Here is an 18,330-nt window from a genome sequence, read left to right on the forward strand (position 1 = left end):
GCCCTTCACTTGGTTTGCCTCTGTCCGGGCAACGCCCGAAAGGTTCAGTCGATATTCTTTAGTCCTGCATCTTGCAGGGGTCTAGATTGGAAAGCCCCACGCCACGAACGAACTGCCGGGCTAGAATGCGGCGATGCGCTCCACCAGCCAATACGTCGAGACAGCACCGATTGCATACCCGGCCGTGTTCATACCGATTGACCCGGGATGTTTCGAAATATCCGCCAACTTTGGCGCCACGCGCCGGATCACCCAGAAAATCAACACAACACCGCACACAAACGCAATCTGACCAGCTTCTACGCCAAGGTTAAACGCCAAAAGCGCCAAGGGAATATCGCCTTGTGGTAGACCAATTTCCGAGAGCGCGCCCGCAAACCCCAACCCATGAAGAAGCCCAAAGACAAACGACACGATCCACGGGTACAACTGTGTAAGGGTCGGCTTTCCCTCTTGGTGTCGCAAGATTTCGACGGCCAACAGCACAATAGATAATGCAATCACCGCCTCAACCGGCGGAGGCGGTACGCTGAGATATCCCAGTGAGGCCAACGCCAACGTGATGCTATGCGCCACCGTAAATGCGGTGATTGCCCCGATCAATCGTGTGGTCGTTGGCACCAGTAACAGCAACGCAAACACAAACAACAAGTGGTCGGTGCCACCTAGGATATGCTCAAATCCGAGTCCCAGATAGCTTGCGAAGACTTGCCCCCAAGAGGCGTCTTCGGGAACTTGAAAGCTGGTCGCGCTTGGTGTGAGGCGTGCGGTGTATATCCGCGCATCACCATCTTCGATCCGGAGCAAAACATCGGTTTGCGTTGCTTCGAGCCCCCTAATTTCAACGATCCCGCCGATCAAACCTTTGGGACAGTGCACAACCCATTGAGCAACCCAAGCTATGCCATCAAAGCGTGGTGCTTCCTGCTCTGGGCCCTGACAATTGGCGGGCAGCACCGCCGAAATAGCCATCGGTTTTCCCGCGACAGCTGGTTTGCGCCAAAACACACGCCAAGTGGTCTCTGACAGGTTTTCGATCTGCAGATACCCAGGATCAAGCGCATGCGCCTGCGCAGACCGATCCGGACTCAGAAGGACACAACACGCCAAGACAAGGCACAGAGCCCACTTCATTCGCTCAGAACCGCTTGCAGAGTCGCAGCCGTGGGTTTGACAATGTCATAGCCCGCCAAAAACTTCGCATATTGTGCCTTGGACACGATCTGGCGTTGTTCATTGCGCCAATCTGCGAGAACCTTGTTTCGGACGTGATCAAATGGCGGCAATTGCTCCGGAACGTATTGCCCCACATTCACCAGATGCCAACCAAAGCCGGATCGTACCGGGCCAGCCCAAACACCGATTTTAGTGTTCGCAACTTGAGCAAAGAAACCGTTCCCAAATGTCCCGTCAGTGTTTTGTTCAGAGGCTTGGGACAATGACTTGGGCAACAATCCGCGCCGCCCAAGAGATGCGGGGGACGCGCCGGATGCGAGCAATTCAAGGGCCTGCTGCACATCTTGTTCATCAATAGCGTCACCTAAAAAAATCTGCTCGAATGTGACTTTTGCAGGGGTCATATAGGACGCTGGATTACTTTCCATAAAGGCCTGCAGGATCGCATCATCAGGTTCGAGCATTTGAACTGCAGAGTCGCTGAAAAATTGCATTTTTTGGTTCAAGCGCGCACGTATTACGGCATCCCCACGATCAAGCCCCAAAGCGATCGCTTCGCGCATCATCACTTCTTCTTGGATGGTGCGCTCGATGAGCGCATTCAATTCATCTTCGGTGGGCAATCTATTCCAAATTGACTTATGTTGTTCGATCAGCACGCGCAGATCATTTTCTGCGATCACAATCTGATCCACCTCGATCTCTGCTGGGCGATCCTTTTGAACAACGTTAAAATACGCGAAAATGACAAACGCGAGTATCAGGAATTGGAAAATTGGCTCTCTTAGTATGCGCTTCAATTGAGCTCTCCGGTTTTGGTCAAACCCGTTTCAAGACAGTCAATCATCAAGGTCGAGGTCTGTTTGATCAGAAAACCCAGATCGCCCAGATTTCGCAAGAGCTTCTGCCGAAAACTGGGCACATTTTCTGTTTCTTCCCCCCAAAACGCTCGCTTGAGGTACTATGCTTCGGCGATGCGTGGCCGCCCTGACGCCTCGACACAAATATCACCTTCCAGAAAAACTTCGCGGCCTTCGGCTTGCGCCGTCTTAAGGTCCCGCTCTGCCACCAACCGAATACCTTCTGCGCCCGCCTTAACCGCATCTTCTTCGGCGACGAAGCGCAAATACTGCTCTAACTCATCAAGCGCTTCCGTTGGATCAGAGAAATCTTTCGGCCCCTCTGGAAGGTGCACGCGAAAGCGCCCCTCGGCGGGAGATGTGACTGTTCCCGACTTGCGGATGGTGACACGGCCCACGACAGCCCCAATCGCGTTCGCGACTCCGGCATGTTCAGGCAGGTTCATTTCCGTGCCAAGGCGTTCGCCCACAGCAGGATAATAGGTGCGCGCCGATGCTCCCAAACCCACCACAGGAATATTGAGAGCTGCCTCAAGTCGCACCAAACCTCGATGTCTGGCAAGGCCACGTTGCATCAACACATGTCGTGACAACACGTCCGCGGGCAGACCAAAGTCTTCTTGTTCTTCATCAAAAGCGGTCTCTAGCAAAGCCAAAACCGTCTGCTGCGTCAGTTGATCCACGATGATCTTGGCCATGTCTTCAGGGTTTGGCGCCAGCATATTGCCTGACCCCGTACGACGGCGGCCAAACAAGGCAAGCGCTTTGCTCGCAGCTTCGGCATCCCACGAATCTGAAGTCCGCATCACGTGGCTTGCGTCCGAGGGAGTTACGCCAGCCAATTGCACCAACCCTCGATCCACAAGACGCCGCAACGATTTACTCTCGATGCGCGATCGCAACACATCTCCAACAGGGTGCAAATCTTGACCAAGACGGTCGAGCAGCGCTGCCTCGCGCGGCTCGAGACCGCCCGCATGTACACCTTGGACTGCGCGGACGAACCTTGCATCATACTCACCTGGCATGACGCTGCGCAGCTGAGCATCAAGCGCCCGATGCACAATTTCCGGAGATTCCGACGCGACCAACGCGATGGGCAACACCCGTCTCGGCCCCAAAGTCACCCCCCCTGCGAGGCCCTCTGTCAGAAAATGGGCTTCGCTGTCCCCACCGAGACCTGTTGTACGCATAGCAACGGCTTCGACCATGGTGCGATAACGGCCAACGCGCGCGCCGTTCGGATCAATGGCCGGACGCCCCTGACGCAACACCGCCACATCTGTCGTAGTGCCCCCAATATCGCTGACCAATGCCTCTTGGGCACCCGTCATCCATCGTGCCCCGACAATAGATGCCGCAGGGCCGCTCAGGATTGTTTCAATGGGCCGCTCACGCGCGAAATCGGCCGAGATCAATGCTCCATCTCCTCGCACAACCATCAAGGGCGCAGTGACTCCCAAATTTTCGAGCTCGTCCTGGGCGCGACCAATCAATTTGTCGATCATGCCGACAAGCCGTGCGTTCAAGACAGCGGTCATCGCACGCTTGGGACCGTTCAGCTTGGACGACAGATGGTGCGAACAACTGACAGGACGCCCAGTAAGATCATGAATCAATCGAGAGACCTGTATTTCATGGGCGGGATTTCGCGTTGCAAACTGAGCAGCAACAGCAAATCCAGACACATCAGCGCCATGCTGCTCCAACCAGTCGCGCAGAGTGGCTTCGTCTAAGGGTTTGGCCTCGCCTCCGGCATGATTATGCCCCCCCTCTAACAAAAGCGCAGGATCGCCAGACAACGCATCCGCCAACCCATGCCGTTCAAGATCACCCGCCCGGAACCCAACCAAAATAAGGGCGACACGTCCGCCCTGCCCTTCAACAAGAGCGTTGGTCGCCAGCGTTGTCGACAAAGACGCCAACCCAATCTCTGATGCATCCACCGCGGCCTCTGCAAGTACAGCACGTACTGCCTTGCCAATCCCAACGGCCAAATCGTGACGGGTCGTCAGGGATTTGGCGAAAGACACCACAGTTTTTTCATCACGGATCAGCACAGCATCGGTATACGTGCCGCCTGTATCCACTCCCAAAGACAATGTCATGAGGTGCCCTTCCAGTTTCGCGTGCCCGATACTCCCTCGGGCACCTAAGCCTGTGCCTGTCCATTTGCGACAGCTTTCAGTCGTTTCAAAGCCCATTGGGCAGCGTCAACAACCGTCATGTCAGGATCAGCGCAAAGAGAACTCGCGGGTGCCATAAATTCGGCGTTACCGCTGTTGCCCATGGCATAGAGCACATTGCGAATAAATCGGTTTCTGCCGATGCGCTTGATCGGGGACCCTGAAAAGAACTTGCGGAACTCTGCGTCGTCCAAAGTCACCAAAAACGCCAGTTCGGGCGCCTTCAAATCATCCCGAGCAAAATACCGCATCTCGCTGGCTTCAACTGCAAATTTGTTCCATGGACAGGCGGCAAGGCAATCGTCACAACCGTATATCCGGTTGCCCAGCATTGGGCGCAGATCTTCATCTACAGGACCATGATGTTCGATCGTCAGGTAAGAGATGCAGCGCCGTGCATCAATCTGGTGAGGTGCGGGAAATGCACCAGTCGGACACGCATCCAAGCATGACCGACACGATCCGCAATGGTCAACCTCAGCCGCGTCAGCTTCTAGGTGCACGGTGGTGAACACCGACCCCAAAAAGAACCACGACCCGAGGTCTCGGCTTACCAAATTGGTGTGCTTACCTTGCCAACCCAATCCCGCCGCCTGACCAAGCGGTTTCTCTGGCACTGGGGCAGTATCGACAAACACTTTGACCTGAGTGGCGTCACCTGTTTCTGCAATCAGCCATCTGGCCAACCGCTTCAGGCGTTTTTTCACAATGTCATGATAATCTTTGTTTTGAGCATAAACGGAAATGGCGCCGCGCTCTGGCATAGTGTGAACCGCAGTGGGGTCGTGCTCGGGCGTATAGCTCTCGCCAAGCATGATGACAGATTGCGCCTCGGGCCAAAGCGCCGCGGGATTGCTGCGCCAATGGGTGCGTTCGTTCAACCACCCCATCTGGCCCTGATAGTCTTGTGCCAGAAAACCAGCGAGCCCCTCGGGAACGTGCCCGACATCATGCGGCCGACAAATTCGGCATAGATCAAAGCCAATCGCCTGTGCTTCGGCAACCAAACGGGCCTTGAGATCAGACGACATCATTAGCCCCCATGCTTCTGGACCCGAAGATCAAAAATCCAGATCAGCATAATGTGCAGGCGGCGGGAAGCCTGGAACCTGATCTGCAAGAATGGACCGAAAAGCGGGCCGCGACTTGATCTTGGCGTACCAGTCTTTGACAATCTCTGACCGGTTCCAATCGACATCGCAAATGTAATCCAAAGAGGACAAATGTGCAGCAGCGGCGAAATCAGCCAGCGTCATCGAATCTCCGGCAAGCCAGCGCCGATGGTCCAACAGCCACGCCATATAATCCAAGTGATATTTGATGGTCTTTGCGCCCGATTTGACGTTGGTGCTATCGGGATAGCCAGCGCCCATAACCTTTTTGTTCACACGCTCATACAACAGCTTGGACGTGACTTCGTGGTGGAATTTGTCATCAAACCACGCGACCAAGCGGCGCACTTCGTACCGCGCATCAGGATCACGCGGCATCAATGAAGGATCAGGATATTTCTCCTCCAAGTACTCACAGATCGCGGCGCTCTCGGCCATTATCTTCCCGTCAATTTTCAGAACCGGCACCTTGGCGGCAGGGTTTCGCCGTAAAAAATCAGGGTCCTGTTCCCAATATCGTTCTTCCACCAGTTCAACCTCGATCCGCTTTTCAGCTAAAGACAGGCGAACCTTTCGACAGAAAGGAGACAGCGGAACATGGAAAAGGCGATTCATCAGCACATCATTGGTTTTGGAAAGTGTTCACCCTCAATGCCCTGATGTACAAAGTTTTTCAATCCTCGAAACACGCGGACCGCCCATCCTGACGAATAGTTGCCGCTCCATCGATAATCGACAGCGCCCTTTTGCGCAGAGCCGCCGAAGGTTTCGACGCAGACCGCGTGCGAGGCGAGGGAAGAACCGCGGCCAGGCGCGCGGCTTGTGTCGCGGTCAACCGCTCGGGACCAACACCAAAATAGTGCCTCGACGCCGCCTCCACACCAAACACGCCGGCATCGAACTCGGCTACATTCACGTAAAGTTCCAGAATTCGGCGCTTGGTCCACGCAATCTCGATAACTGGCGTGATAAGACCTTCTAATGATTTTCTTATCCAGCTGCGACCCTGCCATAAATAGATATTCTTGACAGTTTGCTGGCTTATGGTGGACGCCCCACGCGCACCACCCTCGGCCAAAGCCGCACGAATAGCCTTCATGTCAAACCCCCAGTGGTGACAGAAATTTGCATCTTCGGCAGCGACCACAGATCTCAAAAAGACAGGGGCAATTTCTTCTATCGGCACCCATTCATAATCCAGCCGCCCCAAGCGTTGCTTTTCTGAATACATGGTCCACGTGATCGGCGGGTTTACGACAGCGAACAACAAAACTGCAAATATCCCCAACGACACAGCCCAAATCAACCCTCGTCGAAACCAGCGTCGAAGACGTCTGGCGTGCCGCTGTCGAAAGCCCTCTGTTTTCTTGGGTTTTGCTGCTGTTTTCTTTGCCATCGTACCATACCAAACCTAGCAAAGGTGACTACGCCAGTCCCGGCGTTCACGCAACAGTGGGATACGGTGGTCATCTCTCAGAATAAGAAATACCCCGCACACATCACGCCTGCGGGGTACTCTTACATTGTCTTGACAGACCAGTTTACTCGGCCGGAATCGAGGTCTTTTCTTCTGTCAAAGGCGCCGGAAGATGCGCGAGCATCTCTTTTGGGCACACCTGCAAGAAGTTAGATTTTTCGATATCCCAATGCTGAAGAATGTCCGCTGCCTTACGGCTTCCGGTTTCTGCCAGATGGCGTTCCACCATCCCCTTAAGCTGATCTTCCCAATGCGCGACCGCCACAGGACATGTCACCAGCGTTTCAAGGTTCATGAGGTCTTCGGCCTTGCCGTCGGGATCATAGAGATACGCCATGCCCCCTGTCATACCCGCCCCGAAATTGGCCCCAATCGAGCCCAAAATCACAGCGACGCCGCCGGTCATGTATTCACACCCACAGGCACCGCAGCCTTCGATCACCACTTTGGCACCCGAGTTACGCACAGCAAACCGTTCCCCGGCACGCCCAGCAGCAAACAAATACCCGTCTGTGGCACCGTACAGAACTGTGTTGCCGATGATGGTATTTTCAGAAGCCGTCAATGGCGATGCCATCGGAGGCCGCACAACAACCATCCCACCGGACAGACCTTTGCCAACATAATCATTTGCATCGCCTGAGACCTCAATCTTGAGGCCTGGAGCCGCAAACGCGCCCAGAGACTGGCCTGCAGACCCCGTGAGTTTCACCGTCAGGTGATCCTCTTGGAGCGCATTGCGCATTCCAAAGTTCCGCACAATGTGGCTCGACGTGCGGGTGCCTACCGTACGATGCGTATTCTGCACCGCATAAGACAGTTGCATCTTTTCGCCGTCTTCAAGGAAACGCGCGGCGTCCCGTACGATTTCCGCGTCCAGTGTATCTGGTACCGCATTGCGCGGCTTGTCACGGTTATAGGTAATATCCGCAGCCCCATCGACAGTGATCAAAAGTGGGTTCAAATCCAGATCATCAAGATGTGCAGACCCGCGTGACACCTGCGCCAATAGATCAGCGCGTCCAATGACTTCGTCAAGAGAACGTGCGCCAATGCTGGCAAGCACTTCTCGCACTTCTTGAGCATAGAACGTGATCAGATTCACAACCTTATCTGCCGAACCCGTGTACTTGGCACGCAACTCGGGGTCTTGCGTACAGACACCTACGGGGCAGGTATTGCTTTGGCACTGACGTACCATGATACAGCCCATCGCAATCAGCGCTGCGGTGCCAATCCCGTATTCCTCGGCTCCCATCATCGCGGCCATCACGATATCGCGCCCAGTGCGCAACCCACCATCGGTCCGCAAAGTTACGCGTTCGCGCAGATTGTTCATCGCAAGAACCTGATGCGCCTCGGTGAGGCCCATTTCCCACGGCAAACCTGCATATTTGATAGACGTCGCAGGCGATGCGCCTGTGCCCCCATTGTGACCTGAAATCAGGATCACGTCGGCCTTGGCCTTGGCCACACCTGCAGCAATCGTGCCAACCCCAGAAGAGGCCACAAGTTTCACCGTCACCTTACAGCGTGGATTGATTTGCTTAAGATCGTAAATCAGCTGTGCCAGATCCTCGATCGAGTAAATATCGTGGTGCGGTGGCGGTGAGATCAGTGTCACACCCTTGGTAGAATGACGCAGACGCGCAATCAGGTCGGTGACCTTCATGCCCGGCAACTGGCCGCCCTCACCGGGCTTTGCGCCTTGCGCAACCTTGATTTCAAGTTCTTCACATTGGTTCAGATATTCGGCTGTTACACCAAACCGGCCCGACGCCACCTGTTTGATTTTCGCAGACGGGTTGTCACCGTTGGGCTCTGGCACAAAGTGTGCCGGATCTTCACCGCCTTCACCGCTATCAGATTTCGCCCCGATCCGGTTCATCGCCACGTTCAACGTTTTGTGTGACTCGGGCGACAATGCACCCAGAGACATGCCAGGTGTGACAAACCGTTTGCGGATCGCGGTGATCGATTCCACCTCTTCCAGCGGAATGGCCTTGCCCAGAGATTTGATATCCAGCAAATCCCGCAAATGGATCGGAGGATTGGCCCGCATACGTGCAGAATACTGTTTCCACAGCTCAAAGCTGGCTTTGTTACACGCCGCCTGCAACATATGCATGGTTTGAGCTTCCCATGCGTGTGTTTCACCCGATTTTCGAGACTTGTAGAAGCCACCAATCGGCAAAACCTGACTATCGGCACGCCAACCTTTGGCATGAATTTGTTCAGCTTTGGTTTGAATGCCGCTGACACCAATACCAGAAATACGGCTTACCATGCCGGGGAAGTATTCGGCGCACATGGCGCGCGACAGCCCGACGGCCTCAAAGTTCAAACCACCACGGTATGACGAAATTACCGAAATACCCATCTTGGCCATAATTTTAAGAAGCCCCTGATCCACAGCTTCGCGATAGCGTGCCACATTTTCGGTCAGGGTGCCGTCCGCCAAGCCACGCTCAATACGATCCGACAGAGAGTCTTCGGCGAGATATGCGTTTACGATGGTCGCTCCGGCGCCGATCAAAACCGCAAAATAGTGGGGGTCGATGCATTCCGCGCTGCGCACGTTCAAAGAACTAAAGGTCCGCAACCCCTTACGCGTCAAATGGCTGTGCACTGCACTTGTGGCCAAAATCATCGGCATCGGCACGCGGTCTTCGTTTTGCGCTTGATCGCTTAGGATGATGTGACCCGCACCCGAGCGGACGGCATCTTCTGCTTCGTCGCGGATGCGCGCAAGACCCGCCTGAAGCGCACCGGCCCCTTCATCTACACCAAAGGTACAGTCGATATGCACCATCGTGTCATCGAATGCTTCCAAGAGGTTTTCAAACTGAGTATTGCCGACAAATGGGCTCTCTAGCATCACAATTTCGGTTTGCGACCCATCTTCATCCAACACATTCTTGAGATTCCCAAAGCGCGTCTTCAGGCTCATGACGCGATATTCGCGCAAGCTGTCGATCGGCGGGTTGGTCACCTGCGAGAAATTTTGACGGAAGAAGTGGCTGAGCGGGCGATATTTGTTCGACAGCACCGCAGACGGCGTATCATCACCCATGGATGCCAGCGCTTCTTTGGCATCTTCGGCCATCGGGGCCAAAATTTGCTCAAGCTCTTCCATGGTATAGCCAGCTGCAATTTGACGCTTGCGCAGGTCTTCCCCCGTAAAGATTGCCGTCTCGGTCAGGCTATTTAGATCGCCAGCCAAATCTCTGATCTTGCCAACCCAGTCGCTATAGGGACGAGATGCTGCAAGGGTGTCTTTGATTTCTGTGTCGTGGAACAACTTGCCCTCGGCCATGTCCACCGCGATCATCTGCCCAGGACCCAACGCCCCTTTTTCGACCACAGAACCCTCGTCAAAGGGCACCATGCCAGCTTCGGAGCCAGCGATAAGCATGCCGTCACCCGTTACGACATAGCGCATCGGACGCAAACCATTGCGATCCAGACCCGCACAAACCCAGCGCCCGTCCGTCATCGCAAGCGCTGCGGGGCCATCCCATGGCTCCATCACGCTGTTGCAATAGGAATACATATCCCGCCAGCTTTGCGGCAGTTCGACCGCTTGCTTGGACCAGCTTTCTGGCACAAGCATTGTTTTTGCCATGGGTGCAGATCGGCCCGCACGCACCATGACTTCAAACACGCCATCAAGGGCTGCGGAATCAGATGCGCCACCGGGGACAATTGGTTTGATGTCTTCTGCCAAATCCCCAAAGAACGCCGACGCCATGCGAATTTCATGGCTCTTCATCCAGTTCACATTGCCCTTGAGCGTGTTGATTTCACCATTGTGGGCCAACATGCGGAAAGGTTGCGCCAACCACCATTGCGGGAATGTATTTGTGGAATACCGCTGATGATACAGCGCAAAAGCTGACTCAAAGCGCTCATCCATCAGGTCGGGATAGAACACCGCAACCTGCTCGGCCAACATCATGCCTTTGTAGATAATCGAACGACACGACAGCGACGCAATATAGAGCCCTGCAACGTGTGCCGCAGCGGCTGCTTTTTCAATCCGACGGCGGATCACATACAGCTCGCGCTCAAACGTTTCTTCGTCGACACCTTTGGAATTCGAAATCAAAATCTGCTCGATTTCGGGGCGGGTCGCATTGGCTTTTTCACCCAAGCAAGTGATGTCGACGGGAACATGTCGCCAGCCATAAATGCGATAACCCATGCGCAGAACTTCGGTTTCGACGATTGTCCGGCAGGTTTCTTGCGCACCAAAATCGGTACGCGGAAGAAACACCTGACCAACCGCCATCAATTCGTTCATCTGGGGTTCGTGGCCCGTCCGGCGGATTTGGTCATAATAGAACTGAACAGGGATTTGTACGTGGATGCCCGCGCCATCGCCGGTCTTGCCGTCGGCATCAACCGCCCCACGGTGCCAAATCGCCTTGAGCGCCGTAATGCCGGCTTCGACAACTTTGCGGCTGGGCTTGCCATCAATCGAGACTACAAGGCCAACACCACAAGACGCGTGCTCTTCTGCTTCGGTATAGAGCCCGTTTTCAGCCATCCATTTGCGCTTCGCTTCTTCAGCGCGCACCCAATTCTGGTCATATTTTGTCATTGCGACTCTCCTACTAGAGAGGCGGCAATCCATGCGATTGCATCCGCCTCGATCATTTGGTCTGAATTACGTTGTGTGTGTGGCATGATCTTATTCACCGCAGCCGTTTTGGGCATTTGTGCTCAGGAAACCCTCTTCGCCGGGCCAGACAACCGACACTGGAGACATGTCAAACACTTCGACATCATCCCCGTCCGTGCGGGTCATTTTTCCCTCGATCATCAGATCGCCACTTTTGCTCATGAGAATATCAAAGGACACCTTCATGCCCGCGTGTTTCGGGTTCAGAATGAACGTGCGATCCACATTTCCAGCAAGAAACGTTTGGCCGCTCAGCTCAACCTCTTCACCACTTAGCGTGATATTGGAATCCATCTCGATCTTGCGGTCTTTGATGACGCGAGAATTAAATAGCATCGTCCGGTGGCCGGTCGATGTGCCAGTTTCAAACAAGTCTGCAAGAGACACTTCGGGTTTACTGCCGGGTGCGGCGCTAAAGACTCCCACACCTTTGTCAGCCTCGTACCCTTCGAGGTCCCACTGTGCACCAAACTGGTGCGTGTCGCTCAAGGTTCCACGGGAATGCGTCGTCATGATGTGACTTTTGCCACACTGCATAATCGTGGACACAGAACAGGAATTTCGCTGAATTGTAACCGTGGGCATACACCCTTCAGGTACGTCGACAAGGTCATTGGCAAACGCTGAACCGGCACCCGCAATCCAAACCACAAAAGGCAGCATTAATGCTTTCATTTGGAAGAATCTCCTTGATCGGCAGGCGGGGCAAACATCTCGATCACCTCAGCTTCGGTAAGCTGTTGCCGCTCTGGCGGGAAATCATAGGCACAGGTTTTACGATCAACATAATACTCGGTTACCAGTTTCATATCGCTGGTATCGTCCAATAGGCCGACTGCGATACTGACACCATTTGCATAGGGGTCCTCAGTGACACGATACCAAAGACCCGACCCACATTTGTTGCAAAAGGCGCGCTCTGCCCAATCCGAACTTTTGATCGTGGACACGGCATCTTGGCCTGACACGACAAGATCATCCGAATTCACATGCACACCCATCATGCGGCTGCCTGTCCAGCGTTTGCACATGTCGCAATAACATGACCCGAATTCAGACGGCACATTGGTGGCGGTGAATGACACCGCACCGCACATACATTGCCCCGTTTTCGTCGACATGTGATGATCTTTCTGTTTCTAAAAGGTCTGCAGATGACGCCCTTCAATCAGGGCATCAAACTTTCTATTAAACCAGTACGCGCCCGTTATTCCGCCGCGACCGCTGCACTAGCGTTCAAACGGTCGATGATCGCATCTGCGCAATCACGCCCGTCTTTGATCGCCCAAACCACCAGAGAAGCACCGCGCACGATATCCCCGACCGCATAGACACCGTCCATATCCGTCGCGCCAGTCGTGAATTGCGCTTTGACAGTTCCCCAACGGGTCACTGCCAGCTCGGGTTGATCCCAAAGCGTTGGCAAATCTTCCGGCTCGAAACCCAAGGCTTTGATCACAAGATCAGCAGGTTCCACATAATCCGCACCCTCAATCACTTCAGGAGATTGCCGACCGGACGCATCGGGTTGTCCCAAACGCATCCGCTGGACCATAACACCCGAAACCGGTTCACCCGCGAACCCCTTGGGTGCAGCCAACCATTCAAACACCACGCCTTCTTCTTCGGCATTTTGCGTTTCACGTTGCGACCCCGGCATATTGGCACGATCTCGACGGTACAAACACTTGACGCTTTCGGCACCTTGACGAATGGCAGTCCGCACACAGTCCATCGCAGTGTCGCCGCCACCGATCACAACCACCTTTTTGCCCTGTGCATCAAGTTCGCCGCTCTCGATCTCAGGAACAGCATCCCCAAAGCTAAGCTTGTTCGACGCTGTCAGATAGTCGATCGCATTCACGATGCCATCCGCGCTGGACCCAGGCCCTTGAAGATCGCGTGTCTTATAAACACCGGTCGCAATTACGACAGCATCATGCGCCGCACGAATATCTGCAAAAGAGATGTTCACACCCACCTGACAATTCATCTTGAACACCACGCCGCTGTCTTCCAGCTGTTTGTTGCGGCGCATGACAATGTCTTTTTCCAACTTAAAGCCCGGAATTCCATACGTCAGCAATCCGCCTGCACGGTCATAGCGGTCATATACGGTGACCTGAATGCCAGCACGACGCAACCGATCCGCAGCCGCCAACCCGCCCGGGCCAGCACCAATAATTCCAACACTTTCAGTACGCTCTTGGGCAGGCGTGATTGGTGTAACCCAGCCATTTTCCCACGCTGTATCGGTGATGTATTTTTCAACAGAACCGATTGTGACAGTCCCGTGGCCGGATTGCTCAATGACACAATTCCCTTCACACAAGCGATCTTGCGGACAAATGCGGCCACAGATTTCTGGGAAGGTGTTTGTGGACTGGCTGATTTCATAGGCCTCCTTCAAACGTCCGGTTGCCGTCATCCGAAGCCAGTCAGGGATATTGTTGTGCAATGGACAATGTGACTGACAATACGGCACACCGCACTGAGAACACCGGCTTGCCTGTTCGGCTGCCTTGGCCTCTGCGAATTCCGCATAGATTTCGTTGAAATCGTGATTCCGCACATCAGCATCACGCTTTTCCGGCATGTCGCGATCTACGGTTACAAATTTCAGCATCGGTTGCTTTGCCACGTCGCTGCCTCCTGAATTCCTTGGTCCTCGCCCTTTTACGCAAAGTTCCCACCGGATAAAAGTAAGTTATACTGACCTAAATGCAGAATTTTTTGAACCGCGATGTGAGAATTCCAGGAATTGCTCAAATTATAGGTCCGCATCGGAACAAACTCATGCCTTTCCATATAAATACAATACCTTATACGTACTGTATATTTGATCCACAGGACCGCTTTCATGAGCTTCTTTCACATCCTCTTAGTTGCCATTATCCAAGGAATTACAGAATTCCTGCCCGTGAGCTCCTCGGGCCACCTTATTTTGTTGCCGAATCTCACGAATCTAGAAGATCAAGGCCAAGCCATCGACGTCGCCGTTCACCTTGGAACACTCGGTGCCGTTGTTGTCTATTTTTGGTCTGACGTCCGCATCGCGCTTGCTGGGCTCCCTCGGGCCCTGACAGGACGAATCGACACTCCCGGCGCAAAACTTGCGCTCTATCTGATTCTCGCGACGATTCCGGTCGTGATTGCCGGTCTTATTCTCAAGTTAACTGGCTTAAGCGATGCCATGCGGTCCATCACCGTAATTGGCTGGACGATGCTAGGCTTTGGGCTCTTGCTTTGGTGGATGGACAAGTATGGATCATCCGAAAAAACCGCTGAAGACTGGTCGCTGAAGGACGCGATCATCATGGGCCTTTGGCAGGCAGTCGCACTTATCCCCGGCACATCACGATCTGGCATCACGATTACGGGTGCACGGCAACTTGGATATGAACGTTCCGACGCGGCGCGCCTTTCGATGCTGATGTCGATCCCCACCATCATTGCAAGCGGTGTATTGCTCGGGGCCGAAGTCGCAGGCGATGCCAATACGCAAGCCTTGCGCGATGGAGCTATCGCCGCCGTGTTTGCATTTGCCGCAGCATTGCTGGCACTAGGGCTGATGATGCGCCTGCTCCGCTCGGTGAACTATACGCCCTATGTGATCTATCGCATTTTGCTTGGCGGTGCCCTGCTGGCGATTGCCTATTCTTGAAACCAAAAAATGCTGCGTCATCTCTGACGCAGCATTTTATTCAATTCCGGAATGGGTCGCGGCCGAGCTAGGCGCGCAGGTTCTTAGCAGAGTCCTTGATCGCATCGTATTGCCCCGAGGGACGGAACCGCCACAAATAGTCAGAAATCACAGCCTCGGTTGCGATTGGCTTGATACCCAAGTCCGCAAACCCTTTGGCGTCGCCACTTACGACATTGTCAGAACGCAGCAAACGCACCTGATCACGTGTGATAATCTTGTTTTCAAACATGCCTAGCAAAATCTTGGAGCCGAGATCAAACGCTGCACCCATGATGCTTGCCACCCAAAAGGGCAGGTTCAGCAACAGCCGGCGGCGATGGATCACATCCATCGTTTCCTGCACCAACTCGCGCAATGTCACGACATCCGGTCCGCCCAATTCATAGAGCCCGTGCGCTTGCCCCAACACACCTTGAACAGCAGCCGCGGCTACGTCTTCAACATACACTGGCTGAAACTTTGTTTCGGCTCCGACCAAGGGCAGGATTGGCCCCATGCGGGACATGCCAGCAAATTTGTTAAAGACACCATCGTCTGGCCCAAAAATAACAGAGGGGCGCAGGATCATCGCATCAGGCATGTGCCTGAGCACACCATCTTCACCCGCAGCCTTTGAGACCGCATACCCACTTGCGGAGTTCGCGTCTGCGCCCAACGCTGACACGTGGACCATCGTGGTCACGCCCGTCGACGCTGCCAAACGTGCGATGCGCTCGGCACCTTCTGCCTGAACTGCATCAAAACTGTTTTTGCGGTGCTCCCCAAGAACACCCACACAATTCACAACGGCATCAGCACCCTGCATCGCCGCAAGAACAGATGCATCATCGCGAATGTTGCAGGCTACGGGTTCAACCTGCCCCACAACTCCGTAAGGCTTTACAAACATAGCTTCGTTCGGACGGCGCACAGCAACGCGCACGCGCCAGCCCTGTTTGGCCATGCGGCCAGCAATATGACGGCCGACAAAACCTGATCCGCCGTAAATGGTAACGAGTTTGGACATGGAACCCTCCGCTATTTGAATTCCTGACCTTGGAATACTCTTCCCAAGGTCAGGGAACAAGGCGCAAACAAGCCCCCGCGACAAGAAACCCATAAATTCAAAGCGCCGCAGAACAAACGATAGTCAAAATATTTGGAAAGAGTCGTTGACACCCCTGTTCCGCAGGTCTAAATGCCAGCTCACCAACCCGTGCCCAGATGGCGGAATTGGTAGACGCGCTAGCTTCAGGTGCTAGTGTCCGCAAGGACGTGGAGGTTCGAGTCCTCTTCTGGGCACCATAATCCCCTTGAAAACCCCCTACAAGCCACTGACTTTAGTGGATTTACTGATATTTTGTGCTGATCTCGTCCAAAAATTGCAGCACGTGTTGTAGCACATTTCAAGATTGGTATCTGTTGCCCAAACCTCACCTGGCAAGCAAAGATTCAACGACTCAAATGCTCGTAGCGGACAACTCTGCATCGCGAATCCGAGGAGTTTTTCCTCATTCGGTTCAGCAAGCTTCTCAGAGGTGTCTCAGTCGATAAGCCGGCAAGCCGAAAAGAAAAGGCAGAGAAGTGGCACACATGATCCGGAAGAACCAGTTTGCCGCACTCGCTGGACAGCTGTGCCTGGAAGGCAGGACGTCTCCAACCTGGACAGAACTTAGCAACAGAACCAGCTAAACTCTCGGCCAGACCGGGTGATGGTCATCGATCACGAAAACATGGCTGTGACGCTGGGGGGCGTGGCGATGCAGCACTGGGTGCAACGCCCCATTGGCCTCGTGCTCGTGGTGTATCTCGTCACCAAAAGCATGCTCGTGCTCCACTGCGGGATGCTCATGTGCGACTTCCGCGGGGTCGTTCGATGGCCACAACCGCGTTGCGCATATTGATGCGATAGCTGTCAAAGCGGCCATAAAAAAGAACGTCGGAGACAGCCCGATCCATGCGCCGAGCTGACCTGACAGCGGATAGGCAAGAAGCCATGCAGCATGGGACAAGGCGAAGTGCGCCGCGAATACCGCGGGCCGATCCTCGGGATGGCAAGACCGTGTGATAAGCAGCCCCGACGGGGTCTGGATCAACGATGCCCCCGCCCCCAGAGCCAGCCACAAAACCAATCCGGCAACCAGATCGGGTCCGGTTCCGGCCAGTGCCATGCAAAAGGTCATGATCATTGCACCGATCAACATCACCGTGCGTGGCGAGTTGTTGCCCAGAAGCCGCGGTAACACTAAGGCAACCACCATCGAGCCGATACCGCTGGCTGCGAAATGCAGCGCGACCATTTCATCACCATACCCCAAGTCGACCTTCACCCGAACAACCGTATTTACGATGATCATCGCTGTGGCCGCCGCCACGCCGATATAAAGCGCCAGCAACCCGCGCAGACGCGGTGTGGCCAAATAGATCCAAGCCCCCCGCGTCAGGCGCTTGCGGAACGGGGCCAGCGCTGCAGCCGGGTTTTGCGACGGTAGAATCACACTTGCGACCAGCGCGGCCGAGGCCAGAAAGCCAATCGCGGTTCCGGCAAACAGAGCGTGAAACGAGGTGACCGCCAGCAAAGCTCCGGCAATGGTCGGGCCAAGCAACGCCTCTAGGTCGTAGGTCAGGCGCGAATAGGACAGCGCCTGCGTATAGCTCTCTTCGTCCTCCAAAATATCGGGAATCGTTGCCTGAAAGGTGGGCGTGAACGCGGCCGAGAAGGCCTGAAAACCAAACACCAGAAGGTAAATCTGCCAAATCTCGGTTACGAAAGGCAGTGCCAAGACCAGCGCTGCCCGCGCTAGATCCAACGCAATCAGAAAGGGCTTGCGCGGCAGCCGAACCGCGATTGCTGCGGCCACCGGAGCCAGCCCGACATAGGCCACCATCTTGATTGCCAGCGCGGTCCCCAGAACGGCGCCAGCATTGCCCCCGGCCAGTTCAAATGCGAGCAAACCAAGCGCAATCGTGGTCAGGCCTGATCCGAGCACAGACAGAATCTGTGCCAGCAACAGGCGGCGGTAAACGGGGTGGGACAAAGCTCCTTGCATGACAGTGAGAATATGACTTGCAGTCCGCGACACAATGCTCATGGTGTCGCAGCAGAACGATGGGTACTGTTTGTACGGCTCTAAACACGGGATGACTCGA

At 54.6% G+C, this 18,330-nt stretch carries 14 protein-coding genes and 1 tRNA gene; 2 read left to right on the plus strand and 13 right to left on the minus strand.

The features are described from left to right. Nucleotides 1-120: 120 nt before the first annotated feature. The 11 genes from FAP39_RS11490 to FAP39_RS11535 all read right to left on the minus strand — a co-directional run bounded on the left by FAP39_RS11490 (nt 121) and on the right by FAP39_RS11535 (nt 14,136). Complete coding sequence (locus FAP39_RS11490; RefSeq protein ID WP_138016548.1) at nt 121-1,134, minus strand: HupE/UreJ family protein; 1,014 nt, start codon at nt 1,132-1,134, stop codon at nt 121-123. Continuing rightward, on the minus strand, nt 1,131-1,976 hold the full coding sequence (locus tag FAP39_RS11495; protein ID WP_138016549.1) for a peptidyl-prolyl cis-trans isomerase: 846 nt from the start codon (nt 1,974-1,976) through the stop codon (nt 1,131-1,133). The genes FAP39_RS11490 and FAP39_RS11495 overlap by 4 nt, the downstream gene beginning before the upstream one ends. Next, entirely contained in the window at nt 1,973-2,098 is a 126-nt protein-coding gene (locus FAP39_RS17900) for a hypothetical protein (RefSeq protein WP_281280254.1), read from the minus strand. Before FAP39_RS17900 ends, FAP39_RS11495 begins: the two co-directional genes overlap by 4 nt. Nucleotides 2,099-2,137: 39 nt before the next feature. Next, the gene (locus FAP39_RS11500) at nt 2,138-4,144 is read right to left on the minus strand and encodes a hydantoinase/oxoprolinase N-terminal domain-containing protein (protein WP_138016550.1); all 2,007 of its coding nucleotides are present in this window, start codon (nt 4,142-4,144) and stop codon (nt 2,138-2,140) included. A 44-nt stretch (nt 4,145-4,188) separates the two neighbouring features. Beyond that, on the minus strand, nt 4,189-5,253 hold the full coding sequence (queG, locus tag FAP39_RS11505) for a tRNA epoxyqueuosine(34) reductase QueG (RefSeq protein WP_138016551.1): 1,065 nt from the start codon (nt 5,251-5,253) through the stop codon (nt 4,189-4,191). A 30-nt stretch (nt 5,254-5,283) separates the two neighbouring features. After that, nucleotides 5,284-5,949: an FtsZ-binding protein FzlA gene (gene fzlA / locus FAP39_RS11510; RefSeq protein ID WP_138016552.1), complete on the minus strand. Its 666-nt coding sequence runs from the start codon at nt 5,947-5,949 to the stop codon at nt 5,284-5,286. A 58-nt stretch (nt 5,950-6,007) separates the two neighbouring features. Further along, the gene (gene mtgA, locus FAP39_RS11515) at nt 6,008-6,730 is read right to left on the minus strand and encodes a monofunctional biosynthetic peptidoglycan transglycosylase (protein ID WP_138016553.1); all 723 of its coding nucleotides are present in this window, start codon (nt 6,728-6,730) and stop codon (nt 6,008-6,010) included. A 145-nt stretch (nt 6,731-6,875) separates the two neighbouring features. Further along, nucleotides 6,876-11,414 (minus strand): glutamate synthase large subunit, encoded by a 4,539-nt coding sequence (gltB, locus tag FAP39_RS11520; protein WP_138016554.1) that lies wholly within the window; start codon nt 11,412-11,414, stop codon nt 6,876-6,878. Between the two features lie 90 nt (nt 11,415-11,504). Then, complete coding sequence (locus FAP39_RS11525) at nt 11,505-12,170, minus strand: hypothetical protein (RefSeq protein ID WP_138016555.1); 666 nt, start codon at nt 12,168-12,170, stop codon at nt 11,505-11,507. Next, complete coding sequence (locus tag FAP39_RS11530; RefSeq protein ID WP_138016556.1) at nt 12,167-12,616, minus strand: GFA family protein; 450 nt, start codon at nt 12,614-12,616, stop codon at nt 12,167-12,169. Before FAP39_RS11530 ends, FAP39_RS11525 begins: the two co-directional genes overlap by 4 nt. An 86-nt stretch (nt 12,617-12,702) precedes the next feature. Beyond that, complete coding sequence (locus FAP39_RS11535; RefSeq protein ID WP_138016557.1) at nt 12,703-14,136, minus strand: NAD(P)-dependent oxidoreductase; 1,434 nt, start codon at nt 14,134-14,136, stop codon at nt 12,703-12,705. Between the two features lie 219 nt (nt 14,137-14,355). Here FAP39_RS11535 and FAP39_RS11540 point away from each other — a divergent pair, with 219 nt between their 5' ends. Continuing rightward, nucleotides 14,356-15,159: an undecaprenyl-diphosphate phosphatase gene (locus tag FAP39_RS11540; RefSeq protein WP_138016558.1), complete on the plus strand. Its 804-nt coding sequence runs from the start codon at nt 14,356-14,358 to the stop codon at nt 15,157-15,159. A 67-nt stretch (nt 15,160-15,226) separates the two neighbouring features. Here FAP39_RS11540 and FAP39_RS11545 read toward each other — a convergent pair whose 3' ends face one another. Next, nucleotides 15,227-16,207 (minus strand): complex I NDUFA9 subunit family protein, encoded by a 981-nt coding sequence (locus FAP39_RS11545; protein WP_138016559.1) that lies wholly within the window; start codon nt 16,205-16,207, stop codon nt 15,227-15,229. Nucleotides 16,208-16,398: 191 nt separating this feature from the next. Here FAP39_RS11545 and FAP39_RS11550 point away from each other — a divergent pair. Continuing rightward, nucleotides 16,399-16,485: transfer RNA gene (locus FAP39_RS11550), tRNA-Leu, on the plus strand. A gap of 383 nt (nt 16,486-16,868) precedes the next feature. Here the strand turns inward: FAP39_RS11550 and FAP39_RS11555 are convergent. Continuing rightward, complete coding sequence (locus FAP39_RS11555) at nt 16,869-18,218, minus strand: MFS transporter (protein WP_425471421.1); 1,350 nt, start codon at nt 18,216-18,218, stop codon at nt 16,869-16,871. Nucleotides 18,219-18,330 lie beyond the last annotated feature (112 nt).

The sequence above is a fragment of the Shimia litoralis genome (genome assembly GCF_005518135.1).
Taxonomy (GTDB): domain Bacteria; phylum Pseudomonadota; class Alphaproteobacteria; order Rhodobacterales; family Rhodobacteraceae; genus Shimia_E; species Shimia_E litoralis.

Excerpts from the sequence above, each read along its gene's own strand:
- FAP39_RS11490 (WP_138016548.1), bottom strand. The coding sequence starts at position 1,134 with ATGAAGTGGGCTCTGTGCCTTGTCTTGGCGTGTTGTGTCCTTCTGAGT.
- FAP39_RS11500 (WP_138016550.1), bottom strand. The coding sequence starts at position 4,144 with ATGACATTGTCTTTGGGAGTGGATACAGGCGGCACGTATACCGATGCT.
- gltB (WP_138016554.1), bottom strand. The coding sequence starts at position 11,414 with ATGACAAAATATGACCAGAATTGGGTGCGCGCTGAAGAAGCGAAGCGC.
- queG (WP_138016551.1), bottom strand. The coding sequence starts at position 5,253 with ATGTCGTCTGATCTCAAGGCCCGTTTGGTTGCCGAAGCACAGGCGATT.
- FAP39_RS11525 (WP_138016555.1), bottom strand. The coding sequence starts at position 12,170 with ATGAAAGCATTAATGCTGCCTTTTGTGGTTTGGATTGCGGGTGCCGGT.
- fzlA (WP_138016552.1), bottom strand. The coding sequence starts at position 5,949 with ATGAATCGCCTTTTCCATGTTCCGCTGTCTCCTTTCTGTCGAAAGGTT.
- FAP39_RS11545 (WP_138016559.1), bottom strand. The coding sequence starts at position 16,207 with ATGTCCAAACTCGTTACCATTTACGGCGGATCAGGTTTTGTCGGCCGT.
- FAP39_RS11530 (WP_138016556.1), bottom strand. The coding sequence starts at position 12,616 with ATGTCGACGAAAACGGGGCAATGTATGTGCGGTGCGGTGTCATTCACC.
- mtgA (WP_138016553.1), bottom strand. The coding sequence starts at position 6,730 with ATGGCAAAGAAAACAGCAGCAAAACCCAAGAAAACAGAGGGCTTTCGA.
- FAP39_RS11540 (WP_138016558.1), top strand. The coding sequence starts at position 14,356 with ATGAGCTTCTTTCACATCCTCTTAGTTGCCATTATCCAAGGAATTACA.